Source organism: Herbaspirillum sp. NPDC087042, from assembly GCF_044745245.1.
Classification (GTDB): Bacteria; Pseudomonadota; Gammaproteobacteria; order Burkholderiales; family Burkholderiaceae_D; genus Herbaspirillum.
Genome location: NZ_JBIUZW010000008.1, coordinates 203,236 through 220,499, shown reverse-complemented (window position 1 = coordinate 220,499; position 17,264 = coordinate 203,236). Strand labels below are relative to the sequence as shown.

The following is a 17,264-nucleotide window of genomic DNA, read 5'->3' as shown; positions in this document are numbered from 1 at the left end:
TTCCTTGTGTGTCGCAGGCCTACGCCCCTTCGGCCTGTCTCCCTTGATGCGGCAGTGGCCCGCCGCATCCCCTCTTGGATCATTCAATATCGTTGCGTCCCGCCTGCCACATGGCCAGGGCATCGACGGTCTCGGCCACGTCATGCACGCGGATGATCATCGCGCCCTGCTGGGCAGCCGCCAGCGCCGCGCCAATGCTGCCCGCCATGCGCCGCTCCAGCGGCTTGCCAGTGACCGCGCCGACCATGGACTTGCGCGACATGCCCGCCAGCAGCGGCAGATCCAGCGCATCGATGAGGTGGCGGGTATTCTTCAGCAAAGCCAGATTATGCGCCACTGTCTTGCCAAAACCAAAACCGGGGTCGATACAGATACGTTCACGCGCCACCCCGGCCTGCTGCATCAGCGCGACCTGGTGGCGCAGGAAATCTTCCACCTCGACCACCACATCCTGGTAGTGCGGCTCCTGCTGCATGGTCTGCGGCTCGCCCTGCATGTGCATCACGCACAGGCCGGCCTCGCTATCACGGACCGCCTCGATCGCCCCTTCGGCACGAAAACCGTTGATGTCATTGATCATGTCCACCTCGGCCAGCAGCGCCTCGCGCATCACGGCCGGCTTGTAGGTGTCCAGCGAAAGCGGCTTGCCGCAATCACGCAGCGCATAGATGACCGGCATGACGCGTTCGAGCTCCTGCTCCAGCGACAGCGGCGCAATGCCTGGGCGGGTCGATTCGCCACCGATGTCGATGATGTCCACGCCATCGGCGATCATCTGCTCGGCATGCTCCAGCGCCAGCTCCAGCGACTGGTGGCGACCACCATCGGAGAAGGAATCCGGCGTCACGTTGAGAATGCCCATCACCAGGGGGCGGCGGCCTTGCTGCACCGGCAGGCGGAAGCGGCCGCATTTGAGGAATGCTTGCGTCATCTTGCTTGTCTTGTAGTACGTGTCTTGTATTGCTTGTGTTCGATTGCTACCCGTTGCTACCCCTTGCTACCGGTGTTTCCGTGAGAATTGCAGCCACGGCGCTGCATGATACACCGCCTGATCTTGTCTTTTTTACCAGACATGAAAAAGAAAAAAGGTGAGGATCGCTCCTCACCTTTCTGACTGCTGCAAGCTAACGGTACATCACCGGGCCATCAGGCCGGAGCCGTAGCGTTGGGAGTAACGTCGCCGGAACGGTTGTTGTCCGAGGACGACTTCTTGGCCGGAGCACCATTGCGCGGCGGACGCGGTTCGTCGCCATTCATGATGTCGTTGACCTGATCGGCGTCCAGGGTTTCCCATTCCAGCAGGGCCTTGGCCATGACGTCGACCTTCTCGCTGTTTTCTTCCAGCAGGCGGCGCGCCAGGGCATATTGCTCGTCCAGGATGCTGCGGATCTCGGCATCGACCTTTTGCTGGGTCGCCTCGGACACGGTCTTGGAGGACATGCGGCCGAAGTAGGCGTCCTGCTCGGAATCCTCGTAGACCATGGTACCCAGGGTCTCGGACATGCCGTAGCGTGTCACCATCGCACGGGCCAGCTTGGTGGCACGTTCGAAGTCGTTGGAAGCGCCGGTGGACATCTGGTGCATGAAGATCTCTTCGGCAATACGGCCACCGAACAGGATGGAGATTTCTTCCAGCATCTTGTCCTTGTACATGTTCACGCGGTCATGCTCAGGCAGCTGCCAGGTCAGGCCCAGCGCATAGCCACGCGGCATGATGGTGACCTTGTGGACCGGATCGGCCTTGGGCAGCAGCTTGGCGACCACGGCGTGGCCGGACTCGTGGTAGGCGGTGTTGCGGCGTTCTTCCTCGCGCATCACGGCCGACTTGCGTTCCGGACCCATGACGATCTTGTCCTTGGCGTCCTCGAAGTCCTGCATTTCCACCAGGCGCTTGTTGCGGCGGGCAGCAAACAGCGCTGCTTCGTTGACCAGGTTGGCCAGGTCGGCGCCGGAGAAGCCAGGGGTACCACGGGCCAGGATGTCGGCCTTGACGTCCGGGGCGATAGGCACCTTGCGCATGTGGACGTAGAGGATCTGTTCGCGGCCACGGATATCGGGCAGGCCGACCATCACCTGGCGGTCGAAACGGCCCGGACGCAGCAGCGCCTTGTCCAGCACGTCGGAACGGTTGGTGGCGGCGATCACGATGACGCCGGAGTTGGCTTCGAAGCCGTCCATCTCCACCAGCATCTGGTTCAGGGTCTGTTCGCGCTCGTCGTTACCACCGCCCATGCCGGCGCCACGATGGCGGCCAACGGCGTCGATTTCGTCGATGAAGATGATGCAGGGAGCGTGCTTCTTGGCGTTCTCGAACATGTCGCGCACACGGGAAGCACCCACGCCGACGAACATTTCAACGAAGTCCGAACCGGAGATGGTGAAGAACGGCACCTTGGCTTCGCCAGCGATGGCGCGGGCCAGCAGGGTCTTACCGGTACCCGGGGGGCCGACCATCAGCACACCGTGGGGAATGCGGCCACCCAGCTTCTGGAACTTGGTCGGGTCGCGCAGGAACTCGACCAGCTCCTGCACTTCTTCCTTGGCTTCGTCGCAACCGGCGACGTCGGCGAAGGTGACGGAGTTGCTATTCTCATCGAGCATGCGTGCCTTGGACTTGCCGAAGGAGAACGCGCCGCCCTTGCCACCGCCCTGCATCTGGCGCATGAAGAAGATCCAGACACCGATCAGCAACAGCATCGGGAACCACGAAATGAAGACTTGCGACAGGAAGGATTGCTCTTCCGGTTGCTTGACGTCGAACTTGACGCCGTTGTTGAGCAGGTCGCCCACCAGGCCGCGGTCCAGATAGGTCGCGGCGGTCTTGACCTTGGTGCCATCCTGGGTGGTGGCAACGATGGTGCGATCCTCGATGGTCGCATCCTTGATGTGGCCAGCCTTGACCTCGGAGATGAAGTCGGAATACGCGATCGCCTTGGCGTTGGTCGCCATGCTGAGGTTGTCGAACTGCTTGAACACCATAAACAGCACGAGCGCGATGACTACCCAGATGGCAGCCTTGGAAAACATATTGTTCACTGGAACTCCTCCGACGCCTGGGCGCCACGTTGCCTTTGTATGCTCCGATTTTACCCGGATTCAAACACCCTTACTAGAAAACCGCCGTCCGCGCGGCCCTGCCGTGCCGGTACGCAACGCACAAAATCCCGCACCGGTGCCGGCCAGAGCCACGTTGTCATCTCGCTATCGAGCGCCTTGCGAGCACCGATCGATACCCTCGAACGCTTCCTGCAAATCGATATGAGGCTGAAATCAGGCAAAACAAGACGGAAAAATGCCATAAATGGACAGAATTTCGGCAAATTTTGCGCCTTCGGACGGCCCCCGATGCCGCTATGCATCAACTGTAACCGATTTAGCTGCGAGGATTTTTCAGGATTTTCCCGAGCAGGAAGATTTCGGAGGACTTGTCGCGGCTGGCCTTGGGCTTTTTCGACATCACCGTCTTGAATTCAGCCCTGAACTTGTGCACCAGTTCGTTGTAACCGGTGCCGTTGAAGCACTTCACCAGCAGCGAACCGCCGGGTTTCATGTGCATCTGCGCAAATTCGATGGCCAGGTCGATCAGGTATTCCACCCGGGCGGCATCGGCAATGGCCACGCCCGACAGGTTGGGCGCCATGTCGGAGAGCACCAGGTCGACCTTGCGGCCGTCCAGCAAGGCTTCCAGCTGCTGCAGCGAGTCATCCTCGCGGAAGTCGCCCTGGATGAAGTGGACGTCGGCAATCGGGTCCATCGGCAGGATGTCCAGGCCGATGATGGTGCCATGGATGCCCCCGCCCTCGGCGCCGGCCAGCTTGTTGCGCACGTACTGGCACCAGCTGCCAGGGGTGCAACCCAGGTCGACGATGACCTGGCCTGACTTGATCAGGCGCTCTTCTTCGTCGATTTCCTTGAGCTTGTAGGCAGCACGCGCACGATAGCCTTCCTTTTGTGCAAGCTTCACATAAGGATCGTTGATATGGTCGTGCAGCCAGTTTTTGTTCAGTTTGTTCTTTGCCATTCGCGTAGAATACTGGTTTTATCTCATTGAGGGACAACTTGGCGCCGCCGAGTCACCGTCCCGACACGCTTTCCCATGTTGACACTTACTCCCGCCGAGCGCAGCGAACTGCGCGCCCAGGCCCATGCCTTGAACCCCGTCGTGATCGTTGGCGAAGGTGGCCTGTCCGAATCCGTCCTGAAGGAAATCGACAAGAGCCTCGACTCCCACGGCCTGATCAAGGTCCGCGTCTTCGGCGATGACCGCGAAGCCCGCATTGCCATCTACGAAGCCATCTGCGCCCAACTCAAGGCCGCGCCGGTGCAACACATCGGCAAGCTGCTGGTGCTGTATCGCCCCAAGAAGGACGAAGCCCGCAAGGCTGCCGCCGGTGCCAAGGGCGGCCTGCGCGAAGTGACCATCGTCAAGTCGCACGCCACCAAGCGTCCGTCGGTGAACAAGGTCATGCTCAAGGGCAATGAACGCGTCACCGCCGGTGGCCTGGTCAAGAAGGCCAAGCCGCGCCAGCGCAGCACCAAGAAGGCGATCGGCTGATCGGTATCAAGCCGGGCCGCCCACCCGGGTGGCCGCCAAAAACAGAATGCCCGCTGATGCGGGCATTTTCATTTCCGGCACGTCGGCGTTGCAGCAAGCCAGGCCGATGGGCCCGGCCTGCCGGTCGTGGCTGACGTCTTAGACGTAGCGCACTTCCAGGATCTCGTATTCCTTCACGCCCGACGGCGCTTCCACGGCCACCACGTCGCCGGCGCTCTTGCCGATCAGGGCACGGGCGATGGGCGAGGTCACGGAGACCTTGGCTTCCTTGATGTCGGCTTCGTCCAGGCCGACGATCTGGTAGGTCACCTTCTCGCCGCTGTCCAGGTTTTCCAGGTCCACGGTGGAGGCGAAGACCACGCGGCCTTCCGCGTTCAGCTCGGTCGGATCGACGATCTGGGCCGCGCCCAGCTTGCCTTCCAGGTCAGCGATACGGCCTTCGATGAAGGCCTGGCGCTCCTTGGCCGATTCATACTCGGCGTTTTCGGACAGGTCACCCTGCGCGCGCGCTTCGGCGATCGCACCGATGACTTCGGGACGATCTTTGGTTTTCAAACGGTGCAATTCTTCCTTCAGAAGTTCGGCGCCACGCTTGGTAAGGGGAACTGTGCTCATAAGTCTCTTGCTCAAGGTTAGGGTTACACGGAAGACGCATCCAAGGTCCGCCGGCCAGTGAACACGCAAAAGCGCAGCATCGCCGCCAACTTGGCGGACAAGCATCGTCTTTACGGGAACAGTCAGGCTGGTGAACGGACCGTTGCTGCAGGATTCCGTCAGCTCTTCAACAACACGCGCTCTGACCCAGAGCCGCTAAGGACATGACGCCACGCGCAAGCCGCGCAACGTGGCACGGCGGCGTCATGTCCTTAGCGTCCCCTGGACGGATCTGCCCTGCAACATTGAACATGTTGTGGCCGCAGGGTGTCGTCCAAAAGTCAGAGAGGGCATCGATTGCTCAGATGCCCTCTTAGCTTGTCAGCGTCAACTACAGCCGACAAAGTAACGTGTTGTGGGTTTAGTGTATAGCTTTATGGAGGCCTTGTAAATCGTAGACGTCCAGGGCATCCAGATGGCGCATACCCTCCACTGCCGCTTCGGCACCGGCGATGGTGGTGAAGGTGGTCACACGGGCAGCCAGGGCCGAGGTACGGATCGCTCCGGAGTCGGCAATGGCATTACGCTTTTCTTCAACGGTGTTCACCACCAGGGCGATCTCGTTGTTCTTGACCATGTCCACGATGTGCGGACGACCTTCGACCACCTTGTTGACGGTGGTCACCGGGATGCCGGCGGCGTTGATGGCCGCAGCCGTCCCCTTGGTGGCGACGATGGAGAAGCCCAGGCTGACCAGGTCACGCGCCACTTGCACGGCACGCGGCTTGTCGCTGTTCTTCACCGACAGGAACACCTTGCCCGAGGTCGGCAGCTTCACGCCCGCGCCCATCTGCGACTTCACGAAGGCTTCGCCGAAGGTCTTGCCCACGCCCATGACTTCGCCGGTGGACTTCATCTCGGGGCCGAGGATGGTATCCACGCCCGGGAACTTCACGAACGGGAACACGGCTTCCTTGACGCTGTAGTACGGCGGCACGACTTCGTTCTTGATGCCCTGGCTGTCCAGCGACTGGCCGACCATGCAGCGTGCGGCGATCTTGGCCAGTTGCAGGCCGGTGGCCTTGGAGACGAAGGGGACGGTACGCGAAGCGCGCGGATTCACTTCCAGCACGAAGACGGTATCGACGGTCTTGCCATCGACTTCGTTCTGCTGGATGGCGAACTGCACGTTCATCAGGCCGACCACGTTCAGGCCCTTGGCCATCAGTGCGGTCTGGCGCTTCAGTTCCTCGATGGTGTCCTTGGACAGCGAGTACGGCGGCAGCGAGCAGGCAGAGTCACCCGAGTGCACACCGGCTTGCTCGATGTGTTCCATCACGCCGCCGATGAAGGTGCGCTCGCCGTCGGAGAGGCAATCCACATCGACTTCGATGGCGTCATTCAGGAAGCGGTCCAGCAGCACCGGCGAATCATGCGAGACCTTGACGGCTTCGCGCATGTAGCGCTCCAGGTCGCGCTGCTCGTGGACGATTTCCATGGCGCGGCCACCCAGCACGTAGGACGGGCGGACCACCAGCGGATAGCCGATTTCCTGTGCCAGTTGCAGCGCGTCGGCTTCGGTACGGGCGGTACGATTGGGCGGCTGGCGCAGGCCCAGGTCCTGCAGCAGCTTCTGGAAACGCTCGCGGTCTTCGGCGGCGTCGATCATGTCGGGCGAAGTGCCGACGATGGGCACGCCATTGGCTTCCAGATCCAGCGCCAGCTTCAGCGGGGTCTGGCCGCCGTACTGGACGATCACGCCGACCGGCTTTTCCTTTTCGACGATTTCCAGCACGTCTTCCAGCGTCACCGGCTCGAAGTACAGGCGGTCGGAGGTGTCGTAGTCGGTCGAGACGGTTTCCGGGTTGCAGTTGACCATGATGGTTTCGTAACCATCGTCACGCATCGCCAGCGCGGCGTGCACGCAGCAGTAGTCGAACTCGATGCCCTGGCCGATACGGTTCGGGCCACCGCCCAGCACCATGATCTTCTTCTTGTCGGTCGGGTTGGATTCGCACTCTTCATCGTAGGTCGAATACATGTAGGCGGTATCGGTCGAGAACTCGCCCGCGCAGGTATCGACGCGCTTGAAGACCGGACGCACACCCAGCTTCTTGCGCTGTTCGCGCACGGCGGTGTCGGTGGTCTTCAAGAGCTTGGCCAGACGGCGATCCGAGAAGCCCTTCTGCTTCAACTGGAACAGGGTGGCCTTGTCCAGTGCTTCCAGGGAGGCATCCTTTTCCAGCCACAGTTCGATGTCGACGATCTCCTTGATCTGCGACAGGAACCACGGATCGATGTGGGTCAGGCCATGCACTTCTTCCAGCGAGAAGCCTTGCGCGAAGGCGTCGCCCACGTACCAGATACGGTCCGGGCCGGGTTCGCCCAGCTCTTCCTCGATGGTCTCGCGGTCGGTGGTCTTCTCGTTCATGCCGTCCACGCCGACTTCCAGGCCACGCAGGGCCTTCTGGAAGGATTCCTGGAAGGTACGGCCGATGGCCATCACTTCGCCCACCGACTTCATCTGGGTGGTCAGGTGCTTGTCGGCCTGCGGGAACTTCTCGAAGGTGAAGCGCGGGATCTTGGTCACGACGTAGTCGATGGACGGCTCGAAGGACGCCGGGGTGGCACCACCGGTGATCTCGTTGCGCAGTTCGTCGAGGGTAAAGCCCACGGCCAGCTTGGCGGCGATCTTGGCGATCGGGAAGCCGGTGGCCTTGGAGGCCAGCGCCGAGGAACGCGACACGCGCGGGTTCATCTCGATGACGATCATGCGGCCATCGGCCGGATTGACCGAGAACTGCACGTTGGAGCCGCCGGTATCCACACCGATTTCACGCAGCACCGCCAGCGAGGCGTTACGCATGATCTGGTATTCCTTGTCGGTCAGCGTCTGCGCCGGCGCCACGGTGATGGAGTCACCGGTGTGCACGCCCATCGGGTCGAGGTTTTCGATCGAGCAGACGATGATGCAGTTGTCCGCCTTGTCGCGGACCACTTCCATCTCGTATTCCTTCCAGCCGATCAGGGATTCCTCGATCAGCAGCTCAGACGTCGGCGAAGCCTCCAGGCCGCGCTTGCAGATGGTTTCGAATTCTTCGGCGTTGTAGGCGATACCGCCGCCGGTGCCGCCCATGGTGAAGGACGGACGGATGATGACCGGGAAGCCCAGGGTCTTCTGCACTGCCCAAGACTCTTCCATGGTGTGCGACACGCCAGAGCGGGCCGAACCCAGGCCGATCTTGGTCATGGCCTCCTTGAACTTGGAGCGGTCCTCGGCCTTGTCGATGGCTTCCGGGGTGGCGCCGATCAGTTCGACCTTGTACTTGTCCAGCACGCCGTGGCGATGCAGGTCCAGCGCGCAGTTCAGCGCGGTCTGGCCGCCCATGGTCGGCAGGATGGCGTCCGGCTTTTCCTTGGCGATGATGCGTTCCACCGCTTGCCAGGTGATCGGCTCGATGTAGGTGGCGTCGGCCATTTCCGGGTCGGTCATGATCGTGGCCGGGTTGCTGTTGACCAGGATGACCTTGAAACCTTCTTCGCGCAGGGCCTTGCAGGCCTGGGCGCCGGAATAGTCGAATTCGCAGGCCTGGCCGATGATGATCGGGCCAGCGCCAATGATCAGGATGCTTTTAATGTCAGTACGCTTAGGCATTTTGTTTCTTCTCCATCATCGCTACGAACTTGTCGAACAGGGGAGCGATGTCATGCGGTCCAGGGGATGCTTCGGGGTGGCCCTGGAAGCAGAAAGCAGGCTTGTCGGTACGCGCGAAACCTTGCAGCGAACCGTCGAACAGCGAGATGTGGGTAACGCGGCAGTTGGCCGGCAGGGTCGCCTGGTCCACGGCGAAACCGTGGTTCTGCGAGGTGATCATCACCTGCTTGGAATCCAGGTCCTGCACCGGGTGGTTGGCGCCGTGGTGGCCGAACTTCATCTTCAGCGTCTTCGCACCGGAAGCCAGCGCCATGATCTGGTGACCCAGGCAGATGCCGAAGGTCGGGATGCCGCGCTCGATCAGTTCCTTGGCGGCGGCGATGGCGTAATCACAGGGCTCCGGGTCGCCAGGACCGTTGGAGAGGAAGATGCCGTCCGGGTTCAGGGCCAGTGCCTCGGCGGCGGCGGCTTGCGCGGGCAGCACGGTGACCTTGCAGCCGCGCTCGGCCAGCATGCGCAGGATGTTGTACTTGACGCCGTAGTCGAAGGCGACCACGTGGAATTTCGGGGTGATCTGCTGGCCATAGCCGCGACCCAGACGCCATTCGGTCTCGGTCCAGTTGTAGGCCTTCTTGGTGGAGACCACCTTGGCCAGGTCCATGCCAGCCAGGCCGGGGAAGGCGCGCGCCAGTTCCAGTGCCTTGGCGGTCGCAACCGCGATGTCCGCTTCACCGGCCACGATGGCGCCGTTCTGGGCACCCTTCTCGCGCAGGATGCGGGTCAGCTTGCGGGTATCGATGCCGGCGATGGCGACGATGTTGCCTTCTTTCAGGTAATCCGACAGCGATTGCTGGCTACGGAAGTTCGACAGCAGGCGCGGCAGGTCCTTGATGATGAGACCGGCGGCGTGGATCTGCGAGGCTTCGACGTCTTCACGGTTCACGCCCGTGTTGCCGATGTGCGGATAGGTAAGGGTGACGATCTGGCGGCTGTAGCTGGGGTCGGTCAGGATTTCCTGGTAGCCGGTCATCGGGGTATTGAACACGACCTCACCGGTGGTGTTGCCTGCGGCGCCGATGGAAAAACCTTGGAAGACAGACCCGTCTGCGAGCGCGAGAATGGCCGGAATCGCGGGACCGGAAAGAAGAGGCAGCAAGGGTAACTCCTGAGATTGTTACCGCCGCGGCTGGATGACCGGAAGACCTTTGCGCGCCAAACCGACCTGCGCGAACACCCCGACTCATTCGGTACGGGTGCGTGGCTGGGCCTGTCAGGAACGAGGAAGAGGAATGGGTATGCGCTACGGCGGATAAAATTGGCTAAACCGCTCAATTATAGCGCAAGAGCCTCCCTCCGGCAAATCGAAGATCGCCGAAAGAAGCCGCAAGAAGCACCGAAATGTGTGCAAACAGCGGGAAGCGCCCACAGACGCGGCCGGCAGGCACATGGCCCGCCGGCGCAGGGGGAAAGGCTTACAGGCCCAGGGAGGCGATACCTGCCTTGGCGATCTGTACGTCTTCGGAGGACTTCACGCCGGAGACGCCGACAGCGCCCACGTAGTGACCGTCGACCACGACCGGCACGCCGCCTTCGAGCAGGCCGTCCAGGCCAGGGGCGCTCAGGAAGGAAACGCGACCGTTGTTGATCATGTCTTCATAGATCTTGCTTTCGCGGCGACCCAGCGCGGCGGTGCGGGCCTTGGCCGGGGCGATCTGCGAGGAGATCGGGGCAGCGCCGTCCATGCGCTGCAGCCACAGCAGGTGGCCGCCATCGTCGACCACGGAGATGGCCACGTTCCAGTTGTTGGTGCGGGCTTCGGCTTCGGCGCCAGCGGCGATCTTCTTCACGTCGTCCAGCGACAGAAACGGTTTGGTTTGCATGATTGCTCCGGTAGGCAAAAAAAATTGAACGCTGATTGTACGACCAGAAAGTCGTTTTGACATCACACCCGACCAAACTCATCGTTGAGAGTTTTTCAACGCACACCCTCCGGACACCCTCGCCCGCCCGGTGCGTAAATCATTTAGCAGAATTTTTTCTGCGCTCCCGTGTAGGAGAAACACTTACTGGGAGAAGCCGGCAACATGCCGCTATTTACCTTATAAATCATTTCAATTTGACAAGCTGGCACGAAATCAGCTTTTGACAAGGCGTAAGAATTCACTTACAGTCCCGCAATCCTACTCTTTAGAGGATCCCGATGACCCTACGCCGATCTGACCGAATCCGACGACAAACCGCTCGCGCGTGCGCGCTCGCAGCCGGTCTTTGGATCAGTGCATCGGCCTTCAGTGCTGACCTGTCCCTGGCAGCCCAGGATCTTCCGCCTCCTCAAGCCACTACCCCGCAAGCCCAGCAACTGATCAGCAAGACCAATCTTGCGATCGCCCGCCTGCAAGACATTACCAACCGCGCATCCGAACTGGCCACCCAGGCCCTGGCCATGCTGGGCATCAATTACCGCTACGGCGGCAATTCGCCCGACACCGGCCTGGACTGCAGCGGCCTGGTGCGTTACGTCTTCAAGGAAGCATGGGGCACCGACCTGCCGCGCACTGCGGTGGAAATCAGCCGTGTCGGCGAAAAGATCGGCAAGGATAATCTGCAACCCGGCGACCTGGTGTTCTATAACACCCTGCGTCGCGGCTTCTCGCACGTGGGCATCTACCTCGGCGACGGCAAGTTCATCCACTCCCCCTCGGCCGGCGGCCAGGTGCGTATCGAGAGCATGGATGAGTCCTACTGGAAGAAGCGCTTCAATGGTGCGCGTCGCATCATTGCCGGTGAAGAAGACGACAAGTAAGCACCACCCCGCACCATCACGGTGCGACGCCGACATAAAAAAAGCCGCTGGGATCAGCGGCTTTTTTGTTTCCCGAGTGACAACTCAGTTCCCGGTCGCCATCATCTTCAGCTTGCGCTTGATCTCCGGCATGGCTGCCGTGGCCGCCTGCTCGCCGGCCAGGATGGCCACGTTGCGGCTGGCGAAGTCACTGCCCTTCATGTTGCCCAGGCGCGGCTGCAGCACGATGTCGGCATTCTTGAGTTCATACTGGTTGATGGTCTGGCCCATGATGGCGAAGGTCTGCAGCAGCACATCGATGGAACTGCTGGAAGCCGCCTGCGCCTCGGGATTGGACGAGATGTTGACCGCAATCACGAAATCCGCCCCCATCTGGCGCGCAAAGCGCACCGGCACCGGCGACACCAGCCCGCCATCGACATAGGTGTGATCCCCCACCGTCACCGACTGGAACACCCCCGGCACCGCCGACGAGGCACGCACGGCCACGCCCGCATTGCCACGCTGGAACAGGATGGGCTGGCCGCTGCGCAAGTCGGTGGCGACCGCGCCAAAGGGAATCTTGAACTTCTCGATGGGCAGGTTGTGGACCGCCTTGTTCACGTAGTTCTGCACGCCCTCGCCCTTGAGCACGCCACTGACCTTGGCGAACAGGGGCACCGACCAGTCCGAGATGGAGGCTTCATCCATGGACATCGCCAGCTTCTGCAGGGCGAAGCCATCGTTGCCGGCCGCATAGAGCGCCCCCACCAGGCTGCCGGCACTGGTGCCGGCCACCACATCGACGGTGATGCCCTGCGCTTCCAGCGCCTTGATCACGCCGATATGGGCAAAGCCGCGCGCGGCACCGCCGCCCAGGGCCAGGCCGATGCGGATCTTGCGCGGCGCCACCGGCAGCGGCGTGACCGTGGAAGGGATGGTGCCGGAGCCCGCCGCGCCGGAACTGGAGGTATCCGGGGTGGTGGCCGTGCCGGTCTCGACCGGTTTGGAAGATGCGCTGCCGGGCATCCAGGAAGACGTGCCGCAGGCGCTCAGCAGGAGGCTGCTGGCGAGGATGGCCGAGGCCAGCCGGAAAGGAAGACGGAAGGACATGCGCATGGAAGCCGAGGATGGAACGAAGCCCTCTATTCTACTGCAAGCACCGGCCGCAACCGGAGCCCGCGGGTGACGGTGGTGTAGAATGCGGCCCCTGCCCCTGCTCCCTCCCGCACAGCATCGCACCATGAATATCGTCATCAACGAAGAACTGCAGAAGTACATCGATCCCCTCACTCCCAACGAGTACGCCGCGCTGGAACGCAGCCTGCTGGCCGAAGGCTGCCGCGATGCGCTGGTGCTGTGGGGCGAGGTGCTGATCGATGGTCACAACCGTTACGAGATCTGCAGCAAGTACGAGCTGCCCTACAAGACGGTGCAGAACGACAGCTTCAAGTCGCTCGACGACGTGCTGCTGTGGATGATCGATAACCAGCTGGGACGGCGCAGCGTGTCCGACTTCCAGCGCGGCATGCTGGCCCTGCGCAAGCGCGACATCATCGCCGCCCGCACCAAGGCGGAAGCCACGCCCGCCAAGACCGAGGCCAGCGAGGACGGTGCAGCCGCGCCCATCGAGACTGGAGACGACGCCACCCAGGCCGGCGATCCGCCCTGGCATGCCGACGACAGCACCGGCCGCATCAAGACCCGCGAAGACATGGCCCGCGCCGCTGGCGTGAGCAGTGCCACCATCGGCCAGATCGACCGCATCCGCAAGACCGCCGCCCCCGAGCTGGTACAGGCGGTGCGTGCCGGCACCATCTCCATCAATGCCGCAGCCGCGGTGGCCACCCTGCCCAGCGAGGACCAGGTCAGCGCCGTGGCCGGGGGCAAGAAGGAATTGCGCGAGGCCGCCAAGAAGGTGCGCGAGCAAAAGGCCGCCACCCGAACCCCGCGCGCAGCGCGCAGCGATGAAGGCACAGGCGCGACCGACATCCCGCTGGTCGAGGGACAGGAAAACGAACTGAGCGCCACCCTGCGCCGCGAGATCGCCGCGCTGCAAGGCCGCGTGACGCGCCTGTCCGAAGAGAACCAGGGCTTGCGCGCCGAACTGGCCCTGCTCAAGGGCAGCACCGCAGACCCGGCCTGAGCCGCCGCACACCCTACGCCATGGCCACCTACACCCTCGCCCAGCGCGCCGAGATCGAACTGGAGATTCGCAAGAGCCGCTTCATCGGCATCGTCATGCCGGTGACCGGACGCGAGGCCGCCATGCAGGAAATCGGCAGGATGCGCGAGGCCCATCGCAGTGCCACCCACGTCTGCTGGGCGCTGATGGCCGGTGGCCAGTCGGGCATGTCGGATGATGGCGAGCCCTCAGGTACGGCCGGTCGCCCCATGCTGGAAGTGCTGCGCCATCATGAACTCGATGGCGTGCTGGCCATGGTGGTGCGCTACTACGGTGGTGTCAAGCTGGGTGCCGGCGGCCTGGTGCGGGCCTATACCGATGCCATCGCCACCGCGCTGAAAAGCACCGAACGGACCGAACGCATCGCCCAGGCCGAGATCGAGATCGGCGTGGTCTATTCGGCCGAACCGCCATTGCGGCACTGGCTGGCGCAACAGAAATACGAACTGCTGGCCAGCCGTCACGACATCCTGGCCCACCTCCACCTGCGTCTGCCTGAAGCCGCACTGGCACAGGCCGAGGAAGCCATCCGCCGGCTCTCCCCGAACGCCGAGATCAAGCGCATCGCCTGATCCCGGCGTACAACGCCATCTCACTGGTCGGCATCACGCGCAGCAATCATGCGCACCAGGAAAGCCCCCAGCACCATGAAGGCCGCCACCGCATACAGGCCGATCTTGACGTTGCCGGTCGCATCGTTCAACCAGCCCACCATGTAGGGCGAGACAAACCCGGCCAAGTTGCCCACGCAATTGATCGCCGCAATCCCGGCGGCCGCCGAGGTCCCCGCCAGGAAGGCCGAGGGAATCCCCCAGAACAGCGACAGCGCCGCCAGCGTCCCGGCCGTCCCCACCGACAGGCCCAGCACTGCCAGCGCCGGATCGTGACCGATGTAGCCGCTGAAGGCCAGGCCGGCGGCGCCGATCACCAGCATCACCGAGAAGTGCATGCGGCGCGTGCGGTGACGGTCAGCCGATACGCCCGTCAGCAGGATGGCCGGGATCGCCACCAGGTAAGGGATCGCCGAGAGCCAGCCGATCATGGTGTTGTCGGCCACGCCGCTGTTCTTGATGATGGAAGGCAGCCAGAAACTCACGCCATACAGCCCGATGATCTGGCAGAAATACACCAGGCACAGCTTCCACAGCCGGCGATCCTTGAGGAAGGAGGCCGAACTCGCATGCTCGGTCTTGGCGCCGTCTTCCTGGCGGATCTCCTCCACCACCTGGCGCTTTTCATCGGCCGAGAGCCACTGCGCCTGCTCGGGCTTGTCCACCATCATGAACAGCACCGCGATACCCGCCACCAGCGAGGGAATCGCCTCGATCAGGAACAGCCACTGCCAGCCACGCATGACTTGCGACTGGCCGAAGGCATCCAGGATATAGCCCGACAGCGGCCCGCCCACCACACCCGCCAGCGGAATGGCGATGTAGTAAAAGCCCAGCGCGAAACCGCGCTTCCTGGCCGGGAACCAGTAGGTCAGGTAGAGCATGATACCCGGCGAGAAACCGGCCTCGGCCACGCCCAGCAGGAAGCGGGCGATATAGAACTGGGTCGGCGTCTGCACCAGCAGCGTGGCCGCCGAGATCAGTGCCCAGGTGATCATGATGCGGGCGATCCACACGCGCGCGCCGACCTTGTGCATGATCAGGTTGCTGGGCACTTCGAAGAGGAAGTAGCCGATGAAGAAGATACCCGCGCCCAGGCCGTAGACGGCGTCGCTCAGGTGCAGGTCGTTCATCATCTGCAGCTTGGCGAAACCGACGTTGACGCGGTCCAGGTAGGCGCACAGATAGCACAGCACGATGAACGGCATGATGCGCCAGGTGATCTTGCGATATACATCGAAAGCACCCGCATGCGCAGTGGGATGCGCCATGGTGTGTTGAGTCATGTCTCCTCCGATGCCCTTTTTTGATGGGCTTGTTCGAGGTTGGGGAAGGCAGGGGCGACGTCAGCGCCGCCCCCGTGGACGAGAAAAGCCAGCGCTCAGGCCGCTTGCTTGTGCTCGGTCGCGATGCCCAGTTCGCGCGCGAAGATGGCTTCCATCTCGCGACGCACCTGGACCGCCTGCTTGCCGGCATCGAACTGCACGTCGCTCCAGCGCACCGCCTGGCCGGCCGGGATATCGTTCTTGAGCACCATGTTGTGCGCCAGGCCAATGGGCAAGGCGCCCAGGCGCAGCGAGTCGGTCGCCGGCATGAGCTTGCCGTAGACGGTGAAGCCGCCCTCGCCGTCCAGTGTCTCGCCCGCCTTCAAGTCACGCTTGGCGGTGGCGGCGACGTCGCCGCTCCAGCTGGTGGTGGCACCGGTGGCTTCGCGGCGTACGGCGATGGACGCCACCGAAATGCCCAGCTCCAGGCCGATCAGGTGGTAAGGCTTGTAGGTGGCGGCAAAGCGGCCGCTGGCGTCGGTCTTGAGACCATACTGGGCGAAGCAGTCACGCACGTAGTCGCTGGGCGCCTCGAAGACCGCATACACGCCCCAGCGCAGATCGCGGAACACCGGGCGACCATCGCGCTCCAGCGACGACACCACCTCGACCGTCCCGCGCTGCTGCAGGATGCCGCCGTCGGCTTGCGCGCGCAGCAGGGTCGGCATGTCATCCACGCCGCAGGCCGGGAACATCAGGCCATCGCTGGGCGGCACCAGGTCGCAGCCATTGGAGACGGCCGCCATTTCCAGCGCCGACTTGGTGCCATCGAGGAAGGAGTTGAACATCTGCGCATTGAAGTCGCCACCGGCCACCTGCGCCTCCGAGAAACCGTAGTGCCCCCAGACCGTCTCCGGCGTGGACTGGTGATAGATCGGCAGGTACTTGGTGCCCTTGCCGGCGCAGATCACTTCCATGCCGATGGTCCGGGCCCAGTCCACCAGTTCGGCGATCAGGGCCGGCTGGTCGCCCGAGGCCATCGAATAGATGATGCCCGCCTCGGCCGCGCGGCGCGCCAGGTAGGGACCGGCCAGCACATCGGCCTCGACGTTGACCATGATGATGTGCTTCTTGTGCTCGCAGCACAGCAGCGCGTGACGGATACCGGCGGCCGGGCTGCCGGTGGCATCGATGACGATATCGACGGCATCGCTGGCGATCATGGCCGCCGCATCATCGGTGATGAAGGTGCCGCCGCTACGCACGGCCTCCTGCAGCGAGCGCGCCTGGTAGCGCGCCTCTTCCCAGCCCACCCGGGCCAGCGACGCCTGGGCGCGCGTGGGCGAGAGGTCGGCCACCGCGACCAGGTGGATGCCCGGCGTGCGCGGCGCCTGCGAAAGATACATCGAACCGAACTTGCCAGCGCCAATGACGCCGACGCGAACCGGTTTGCCATTGGCCGCGCGGGCCTTCAATTGCCTGATGAGCGACATGTGTGTTGTCTCCGTTGCCTTGTTGATAGATGCAGGTATCGGTCTGGGCCGTGCGCCCATGCCCTACCCTGGCAGGCAAGATAGCACTGTCATTTTCGCAATCCAATGTGCAAAATCGAAAGCA

At 62.8% G+C, this 17,264-nt stretch carries 14 protein-coding genes; 4 read left to right on the top strand and 10 right to left on the bottom strand.

Annotated features, from left to right (window positions below; genetic code table 11):
* Nucleotides 1–79: 79 nt before the first annotated feature.
* The 3 genes from folP to ACIPHN_RS13225 form a co-directional block, all read right to left on the bottom strand.
* Entirely contained in the window at nt 80–931 is an 852-nt protein-coding gene (gene folP, locus ACIPHN_RS13235; protein ID WP_400436826.1) for a dihydropteroate synthase, read from the bottom strand.
* Nucleotides 932–1,146: 215 nt separating this feature from the next.
* Complete coding sequence (gene ftsH / locus ACIPHN_RS13230) at nt 1,147–3,036, bottom strand: ATP-dependent zinc metalloprotease FtsH (protein ID WP_400436824.1); 1,890 nt, start codon at nt 3,034–3,036, stop codon at nt 1,147–1,149.
* A 337-nt stretch (nt 3,037–3,373) separates the two neighbouring features.
* Nucleotides 3,374–4,021, bottom strand: a complete 648-nt coding sequence (locus ACIPHN_RS13225) for an RlmE family RNA methyltransferase (RefSeq protein WP_400436822.1) — start codon at nt 4,019–4,021, stop codon at nt 3,374–3,376.
* Nucleotides 4,022–4,096: 75 nt separating this feature from the next.
* Here ACIPHN_RS13225 and yhbY point away from each other — a divergent pair, with 75 nt between their 5' ends.
* Nucleotides 4,097–4,555 carry a ribosome assembly RNA-binding protein YhbY gene (gene yhbY / locus ACIPHN_RS13220; protein ID WP_400436819.1) on the top strand — a complete coding sequence of 153 codons (459 nt, stop codon included), beginning with the start codon at nt 4,097–4,099 and terminating at the stop codon, nt 4,553–4,555.
* Nucleotides 4,556–4,693: 138 nt separating this feature from the next.
* On the opposite strand, the gene greA is transcribed toward yhbY, so the two are convergent.
* From greA to ACIPHN_RS13200, 4 genes are all read right to left on the bottom strand, one after another.
* Nucleotides 4,694–5,170: a transcription elongation factor GreA gene (gene greA, locus ACIPHN_RS13215; protein ID WP_400436816.1), complete on the bottom strand. Its 477-nt coding sequence runs from the start codon at nt 5,168–5,170 to the stop codon at nt 4,694–4,696.
* Between the two features lie 400 nt (nt 5,171–5,570).
* On the bottom strand, nt 5,571–8,804 hold the full coding sequence (gene carB, locus ACIPHN_RS13210) for a carbamoyl-phosphate synthase large subunit (RefSeq protein ID WP_400436814.1): 3,234 nt from the start codon (nt 8,802–8,804) through the stop codon (nt 5,571–5,573).
* Nucleotides 8,797–9,960, bottom strand: coding sequence for a glutamine-hydrolyzing carbamoyl-phosphate synthase small subunit (gene carA, locus ACIPHN_RS13205; RefSeq protein WP_400436812.1), 1,164 nt, complete (start codon nt 9,958–9,960; stop codon nt 8,797–8,799). The genes carB and carA overlap by 8 nt, the downstream gene beginning before the upstream one ends.
* 316 nt (nt 9,961–10,276) lie before the next feature.
* Nucleotides 10,277–10,684, bottom strand: a complete 408-nt coding sequence (locus ACIPHN_RS13200) for a heme-binding protein (RefSeq protein ID WP_400436809.1) — start codon at nt 10,682–10,684, stop codon at nt 10,277–10,279.
* Between the two features lie 320 nt (nt 10,685–11,004).
* On the opposite strand from ACIPHN_RS13200, the gene ACIPHN_RS13195 reads away from it, so the two are divergent.
* Nucleotides 11,005–11,607, top strand: coding sequence for a C40 family peptidase (locus ACIPHN_RS13195; protein WP_400436807.1), 603 nt, complete (start codon nt 11,005–11,007; stop codon nt 11,605–11,607).
* Nucleotides 11,608–11,691: 84 nt separating this feature from the next.
* On the opposite strand, the gene ACIPHN_RS13190 is transcribed toward ACIPHN_RS13195, so the two are convergent.
* On the bottom strand, nt 11,692–12,699 hold the full coding sequence (locus tag ACIPHN_RS13190) for a patatin-like phospholipase family protein (RefSeq protein ID WP_400436804.1): 1,008 nt from the start codon (nt 12,697–12,699) through the stop codon (nt 11,692–11,694).
* A 130-nt stretch (nt 12,700–12,829) separates the two neighbouring features.
* On the opposite strand from ACIPHN_RS13190, the gene ACIPHN_RS13185 reads away from it, so the two are divergent.
* Both ACIPHN_RS13185 and ACIPHN_RS13180 read left to right on the top strand, forming a co-directional pair.
* Nucleotides 12,830–13,732: a hypothetical protein gene (locus tag ACIPHN_RS13185; protein WP_400436801.1), complete on the top strand. Its 903-nt coding sequence runs from the start codon at nt 12,830–12,832 to the stop codon at nt 13,730–13,732.
* Between the two features lie 20 nt (nt 13,733–13,752).
* Complete coding sequence (locus ACIPHN_RS13180) at nt 13,753–14,343, top strand: IMPACT family protein (protein ID WP_400436799.1); 591 nt, start codon at nt 13,753–13,755, stop codon at nt 14,341–14,343.
* A gap of 20 nt (nt 14,344–14,363) precedes the next feature.
* Here ACIPHN_RS13180 and ACIPHN_RS13175 read toward each other — a convergent pair whose 3' ends face one another.
* Both ACIPHN_RS13175 and ACIPHN_RS13170 read right to left on the bottom strand, forming a co-directional pair.
* Nucleotides 14,364–15,668 carry an MFS transporter gene (locus ACIPHN_RS13175; protein ID WP_400436797.1) on the bottom strand — a complete coding sequence of 435 codons (1,305 nt, stop codon included), beginning with the start codon at nt 15,666–15,668 and terminating at the stop codon, nt 14,364–14,366.
* A 95-nt stretch (nt 15,669–15,763) separates the two neighbouring features.
* Nucleotides 15,764–17,140 (bottom strand): NAD(P)H-dependent oxidoreductase, encoded by a 1,377-nt coding sequence (locus tag ACIPHN_RS13170; protein ID WP_400436795.1) that lies wholly within the window; start codon nt 17,138–17,140, stop codon nt 15,764–15,766.
* Nucleotides 17,141–17,264 lie beyond the last annotated feature (124 nt).